At 67.5% G+C, this 6157-nt stretch carries 7 protein-coding genes; 3 read left to right on the top strand and 4 right to left on the bottom strand.

Annotated elements, in window-relative coordinates; genetic code table 11:
* Nucleotides 1-629: 629 nt before the first annotated feature.
* Nucleotides 630-1067 carry a site-specific integrase gene (locus tag ND747_RS19630; RefSeq protein ID WP_251735270.1) on the bottom strand — a complete coding sequence of 146 codons (438 nt, stop codon included), beginning with the start codon at nt 1065-1067 and terminating at the stop codon, nt 630-632.
* Here ND747_RS19630 and ND747_RS19635 point away from each other — a divergent pair.
* Together ND747_RS19635 and tcmP are read left to right on the top strand one after the other, a co-directional pair.
* A complete protein-coding gene (locus ND747_RS19635; protein ID WP_251735272.1) occupies nt 1024-1308 on the top strand; it encodes a hypothetical protein in 285 nt (94 codons plus the stop codon). The genes ND747_RS19630 and ND747_RS19635 overlap by 44 nt on opposite strands.
* Before the next feature lie 317 nt (nt 1309-1625).
* On the top strand, nt 1626-2609 hold the full coding sequence (gene tcmP / locus ND747_RS19640; protein WP_308204660.1) for a three-Cys-motif partner protein TcmP: 984 nt from the start codon (nt 1626-1628) through the stop codon (nt 2607-2609).
* Between the two features lie 48 nt (nt 2610-2657).
* On the opposite strand, the gene ND747_RS19645 is transcribed toward tcmP, so the two are convergent.
* From ND747_RS19645 to ND747_RS19655, 3 genes are all read right to left on the bottom strand, one after another.
* Nucleotides 2658-3410 carry a DUF5131 family protein gene (locus tag ND747_RS19645; protein ID WP_251735276.1) on the bottom strand — a complete coding sequence of 251 codons (753 nt, stop codon included), beginning with the start codon at nt 3408-3410 and terminating at the stop codon, nt 2658-2660.
* Between the two features lie 501 nt (nt 3411-3911).
* Complete coding sequence (locus ND747_RS19650; RefSeq protein WP_251735277.1) at nt 3912-4685, bottom strand: pentapeptide repeat-containing protein; 774 nt, start codon at nt 4683-4685, stop codon at nt 3912-3914.
* Nucleotides 4686-5034: 349 nt separating this feature from the next.
* Nucleotides 5035-5283, bottom strand: coding sequence for a hypothetical protein (locus ND747_RS19655; RefSeq protein ID WP_251735279.1), 249 nt, complete (start codon nt 5281-5283; stop codon nt 5035-5037).
* 84 nt (nt 5284-5367) lie between these two features.
* Between ND747_RS19655 and ND747_RS19660 the strand changes: the two genes are divergently transcribed.
* Entirely contained in the window at nt 5368-6084 is a 717-nt protein-coding gene (locus ND747_RS19660; protein WP_251735280.1) for a restriction endonuclease, read from the top strand.
* Nucleotides 6085-6157: the final 73 nt, after the last annotated feature.

Consider the following 6157-nt stretch of genomic DNA (forward strand, 5'->3'; position numbering starts at 1 on the left):
CTTCCTCGGGTTCCTCTGCCTGGCCGCCGCGATCACCTGCTGGAAGAAACTCCCACACCCCACATGAGACAAGCTCTAAGAGTCAAGGCCAAGGTGGCGGCGAACGCAGCACCGCCAACCAGGAAAGCCCCAGCCGGGCCACTACCGTCGATCCAACTCAGGAAGCCGCTCACCATCGAGACGATGACGGACAGAGCGATGCACAGCGCCAACACGAGAGCTTGGAGAGTGCCCGTCCTTGTCAGCGGACCGCTCGCCGGACCTGATCCTGGCAAGGGAGCCTGTAGAGGTGTATGCATAGCGAGTCTCCTCGAGCAGGGGAGCAACCTGGCGGTTGCTGGCCGAGTTCCCGCCAAAGAGCACGGGCCAGCACCGCCGGGGCAGAATCTTCTATTCCGCAGAACCTGTCTACACCACTCAAGGGCAGGGTCTATAGGCCATAAGGCAGGGGAAAAAGTCCCCTTGCGTGATGGGACTATGGACTCTAAAAATCCGGCCTGGACTATGTATGTAATCTCGCGCCAGCCTGTCGGTGAGCCTGCCCGGCTTCGACGGTGCCGACCCCTGGCGGAAAGGGGCAGCGCGCGGTCGTAGGAGACCGGGACAAACTGTGGGAGGTTTCGCCGCGTTCATGATCGGCTCGACGTGGTGGCCTTCGGGTTGGTGCGGTGTCGTCGCCAGGTGCGGATGTCGGCGTCGGCGGCCTGGCCGGTCTTGTGGGCGTAGAGCAGGGTGGACGCGAGCTCCCGGCGGATGTCGGCGTGGCCAAAGTTCTTGCGGATCGTCGCGATGGGGACGCCGGCGTTGACGAGTTCGGTGGCGTGGGTGCGCCGGAGCTGGTGCAGGCTGATCTTCTCGGCGGCGGTGACGCAGTAGTTGGTCCAGGCTTCTTCGGCGGTGGCGTAACGCGGCGGCCCGCCGACACTGTTCTTGGCGGCGCGGAACAGCGGTCCGTGGGTGTGGCCGGTGGTCCGCAGGTAGCGGCGGAGCAGGGCCAGGAGCGCCGGGTCGTCGAGCAGGACGGTGCGCCGCCGGCGGTCATCGGCCGGCCTGCTGGCGGGACACATCCGCGGCACCGGCATCGGCCGGGCGCCGCGGTTCGCCTGGCGGGACGGGCGGCTGCTGGCCGAGTCGGCTCTCAGCGTCGTCGCCGAGCTGATCCGCCGGGTCATGCTGCTCACGTTCACCGTCGAGGGCCAGGAGGCGCCGGCCGTCTCCTCGGTCGACCAGCTCACCGCCGACGCCGGCCGGGCGCTCCTCGCCGAGAACCGCGCGGCCTACGTCGCGAAGTACGGCGAGCCAGCGTAGGCGGAGGCGGCGATGGGGTTGTCGCGGGAAATGCCCCATTTTCTGTGGCAACCCGACGTCGGCGATCACGACCTCTCCGGTTCCGTTGGCAGCTGGCACCTCGACGTGGACGCGTTTCCTGCGACGGCTACTCCGGTGGGCCAGGCATCCCCGATCGCCTCGTTGCGCCTGTCTGTCCCATTGCGGTCCTCTCGCTGGGGTCGGTCTTTGCGTGGACCGTAGGCCGACATCACGGACTCTTACGCTCTTGGTGACTATGGGGTGTCTGGGTCGTACGGGTAGTTCCCTGGGGCTATCGGTAGTGATACTCAGAGTGAGTGGTTGCGGAGCGTCCGTGGGGGTTTTGGACGGAAAGCAAGCTGCATATGCTGTCCGACTATCTCCCGGCTTTCATGAAGGCGTGTGCGACGGCGAGGAACACCGTCTACCTGGACCTGTTCGCCGGCCAGGCCGAGAACGTGGGTCGAGACAGCGACCAGCGGATCGAGGGAAGTCTGCTGCGCGCGCTGGCCACCGACCCGCCGTTCACGGTGGTGCGGGGCTTCGAGCTGCGGGCGGGTCGGGCGGCGAGTCTGCAGGCCGCGTTACGCGCCCGGCATCCCGACCGGGACGTGGTCATCCATACCGGCGATGTCCACGACACCCTGAGACCGGCCCTGCAGGGGCTGGACGCCTACCGGCGGTCGCCGACGTTCGCGTTCATCGACCCGGATGGGGTGGAGGCACGCTGGGAACTCCTGGAGACGCTGGCGGCTCACAAGCGGCAGTCCCCGACGAAGGTTGAGCTGTTCCTGCTCCTGCCATCCGCGCAGATCGGCCGGGTGGTCAACGACCAGCTCGACCCGGTGCAGCGGGCGAGGGCGGAGCGGCTGATCACGGATCTGTTCGGGTCGTCCGCGTGGCGGCCGATCCTCGCCGGCCGGCGTGCGGGCGACCTCGATCCCGAAACTGCCCGGGACGAGTTCACCAATCTGATGCGCTGGCGGTTGGAAACAGCGCTGGGCTACCGGTTCACCCACACCCTGCGGATGACCAACCGGGGTAACTCCCCGATGTATGACATGATCTTCGCGACGGATCATCGCGCCGGCGATGACATCATGAAAGCGGTCTACAGCGCCACCGCGCAGAGATTCCCCCTGATGCGGCAGGAAGCCCGTGCCCGCCAGCAGGACCGCACCGACGACGCGACCGGGCAGAGCAGCCTTTTCACCAGTGTCGAGATAGCCAGGAACACCCCGCCGCACGGGATACGGCTGTATCAGTACACCCCGCCCGTCTCGCCCTACGAGCTACCCTGATAACCACCCTCGCGGGCGGGGTCTTCATGTCCCTATCCCTGGCGCGGATCAGGCGGCTGGCGAATAGATCCGGGGCATCTCGTCCCAGGTTCGGCCTTCCAGAAGCCGGCCGGCGGCCTTGGGCGTCGACCCGCCCCACTGCTTGAAGAAGAACGGTGTCCCCGCGTCCAGGCAGGTATCCCGGAGCCCGCTGACCCATGCCTGCTCCACCGGACGGTGTCGGGGCCCGCTCTCCCCGCCGGCGATCACCCAGTGCACCCCGGTCAGGTCCAGGCCGGGGAGCGGGCCGAGTAGCGGCTCGCACGACAGGAACCGGACCGCCGCGGGCACCGGGACGAGGTCGTCCACCCGGTGCGCGGCCGCAGCGTTCTCGACCGTCACGCCCATCCACACATTCGACGGCCAGTCCAGGTCCCCCGCGAGCCGGGCCAGCCGCCGGGACCTCTTCGTCAGCACCTGGAAGGTGTGCTGCGGCGTATCCGCCATCACCTCGAACACCGCCCGGATGAAAGCCACCGGCACCCGAGCATGGAAAAGATCCGACATCGAATTCACAAAAATCAGCCTGGGCTCCCGCCAGCGGCGCGGCACCGCCAGGACATCCGGATGGACCGTCACCCCGAACCCCGGGCCCGAGGTACGGGGATCCCCGTCGTTCTGATACTTCGCCGACCCCATCGCCTTCAGTCGCCGAGCCAGCGTCAGGGCATAACAGTGATCACACCCGTCGGATATCCGATCACACCCGGTCGTAGGGTTCCAGGTAGCTTCGGTCCATTCGATACCGCTATGGTCTGCCATCAGAACTCTCCCTCCTCCACTCCCCAGGGAATTATTTCGTGAATACCGGGCGAAGTAAAGGCGTATGGTCACATTCAGCTTGACAGCGAAACTCCGCCCGCCGTATTACCGCTCTCCCGGAGCAGACCGCCGCGATCGTGGCACAAGGCCGCTGGTCGATCGGCTCCCCCGTCGTCCACGGCTACGTGCGCACGATCGACCGCTGGCGCGACAACCCCATGGACGGCGCCCTCTGACCCATGTGCACCACCTCGGGTTCACACGGCCTGGATGCACACGGTGGGAGGCCCGGTTCGGGCCGATGCGCACGCCCTCCGGGTGCACATGACGACCGGGCCGGTCCCGAGACCCCGCGCGGTCGCCGGCGTGAACATGCCGATCCTGCCGGTGAGTCTGGGCCACGGGCGGAGGGGTCTACAGCCCCGCTGGGCTGTGCCAGCGCACGCGCACGCGTCCTTGAACCGGTACAGAAACTTCGCGACGATCATCATCAGATGCCGCTCACGTCCACGATCCGGGCCGCGTCAGCCCCGGCGGCAACCGCGTCTCCCCATCCCCCACCGCCACATCCACCTGCCCCTGCACCAACTCCCGGGCGCTGGTGAGGTTCGCCCCGGACAGCCGGGCGTCGGTGAGGTTCGCCCCGCCCAGCTGGGCGCCGCTGAGGTTCGCCCGGACCAGGTCGACGCCGCTGAGGTTGGCGCCGGTGAGGTTGAGGTGGTTGAGGCTGGCGGGGCCGGTGAGATCGGCGCCGGTGAAGTCGGCGCGGGGGACGCCGTTGCGGTGGGGGAGGCGGGCGAGGACTTGGACGGTGGCGCGGATGTCCGCAGCGGGACGCACCGGTGGCGGGTCGCCTTCGGCCGGGGTGGGGATGCGTAGGTCCGGGTCGGTGCTGCGTTCGCGGACGAACGCGGAGAGGACTTCCACGACGGTGCGCTGGTCGGGAGGGCTGTCAGTGGCGATGCGTTCCAGGGCGTAGATCCCCCCGAGGCGGATCGTGATGTTGGTGTTGCCGAGCTGGTCGACGGCGCGGGTGTAGAGCTCGCGGACGTGGGTGTTCTCGTTCGCCCGGCGGGTTTCCGCCAACGCGACCAGAGCGCCGGCGACGGCGACCATCGCCGCGGCCGCGGTCAACAGCCCGGCCTGTAACGCCGCCCGTGCCTCCGCCTGATCCGCCGGCCGGTACACCACCGGCGGGACCAGCCACACGGCCACCACCGCACCCACCACCCCGACCGTCCGCCACGTCCCGCCATGGGCAGGTTGTATGCCCACACCGACACAGCGCCACAGACCGGTCACCAGCCGGGCGCGACGATCTGCTCTGCGGCAAGCAATGTTTACATTGTCAACGTTGGTCGGTCGTCACGTGACGACCGGTAAGGCCGGCTTTCGGCAACCGGCCCGACCGGCGCCGTGGGCCTGGCCCCCGCCGGCGAGGACGGGTAGCGGTAGCGGCCTGTCCCACCCCCGACACCCCGCTGTGCGGCCTAGTGGCGCTCGTCGACCCGCCAGCGCGCGACCCGTCCCCCGGGGCTCCGGTCGCCCGGCTCACCAGCACCAGCACCGGCACCGGTAGCGCCACCGGCCGGGCGAGCGCGGCGCCTCCGCTACCGTGTAATCCTCATCTGGCGCATTCGGGGGGATATCCGTGCGGGGTCGTGCTGTTCGGGGGATGTGGGACATCGTCCGGCGCCGGCACGCCGGCGACCACCTCGGCGACGTCAGGGACGGCGTCGGCGGCCGAGCTGGCGTCCGATGGGGCCGCCGCACGCTTGTCCTCGGCCAGGAACACGCGGAAAGCCCCCTCGACCAGATCCTCGTCTCGGGGTCCTCGGTCGAGTGGTGGCCTCAGGAACGCGCAGTGGGTCATGCTTGAACTGCTGCTGTCAAACAAAAGGCGAAGCCGAGCGGGCCCGCAACCTGATCCCGCGACCGACGATCGGGGGATTCCTACATGACGGAGCCCAGGAAGAAAGGGGGCTTCAGCGAGCGGGTCGAGGTCCTCTGCGCCGTGGAAGCGGCGATTCTCCTGCTAGCTGTGTTGTCGGCGGTGGAGCAGCTCTGGGACGGCTGCGTCTTGCTGCTGTTGGTGGCGGGTGGGATCGCCCTACTATGGACTCGAGCCGCCTTGGGACCGGCGGCACTTGAGGAAATTCGACGGGCTGGTCGCCAGGGGTTTGTTGAGGGCTGGCACGGGTTACCGTCGGAGCAGTTGCGCCACCTCTGGGTCGAGCCGCAGCACACATGGTTCGAGCCGCAGCCCCCGCGGGACTCTGCTCCTCCGAGACTAAATGACCTGTCACCCAGGCAGTTCGAGGAGTTGGTGGCAGAACTGCTCCGCCAGTCCGGCGCAATAGTGGCAAGCGTGATCGGCGGAGCTGGGGACAATGGCGCGGACGTCATCGCCGACTTTCCGTCCGGCAAGCGTGTCGTGGTCCAGTGCAAGCACTACACGAGCCAAAAGAAGATCGTCCCGAAAGAGATACGCGAGTTCAACGGCTGCGCCTGGTATGATCACCAGGCAGATATAGCTCTCTTCGTTACGTCCTCGCAATTTACCGATCTGGCTGCCGAGTCTGCCGCTAAATACGGCATCAAAACCATTAACGGCGCGCAGGCGGGCCGTTGGTGCGCCGGCGAGATCCCTGAGTTCATACGTGCCCTCGTCTAGCCCAGATCTTTCGCGCCTGGACCGGGTGTGATCGTGGGCTGATGTCCCACTCTTGTTGATGTTGAGTTATGCC

It is taken from the genome of Frankia sp. R82, from assembly GCF_023716925.1.
Classification (GTDB): domain Bacteria; phylum Actinomycetota; class Actinomycetes; order Frankiales; family Frankiaceae; genus Frankia.

Bases quoted from the DNA above. Each gene is read 5' to 3' on its own strand.
- ND747_RS19655 (WP_251735279.1), bottom strand. From the start codon at position 5,283: ATGACCCACTGCGCGTTCCTGAGGCCACCACTCGACCGAGGACCCCGA.
- ND747_RS19630 (WP_251735270.1), bottom strand. From the start codon at position 1,067: ATGTGTCCCGCCAGCAGGCCGGCCGATGACCGCCGGCGGCGCACCGTC.
- ND747_RS19660 (WP_251735280.1), top strand. From the start codon at position 5,368: ATGACGGAGCCCAGGAAGAAAGGGGGCTTCAGCGAGCGGGTCGAGGTC.
- ND747_RS19645 (WP_251735276.1), bottom strand. From the start codon at position 3,410: ATGGCAGACCATAGCGGTATCGAATGGACCGAAGCTACCTGGAACCCT.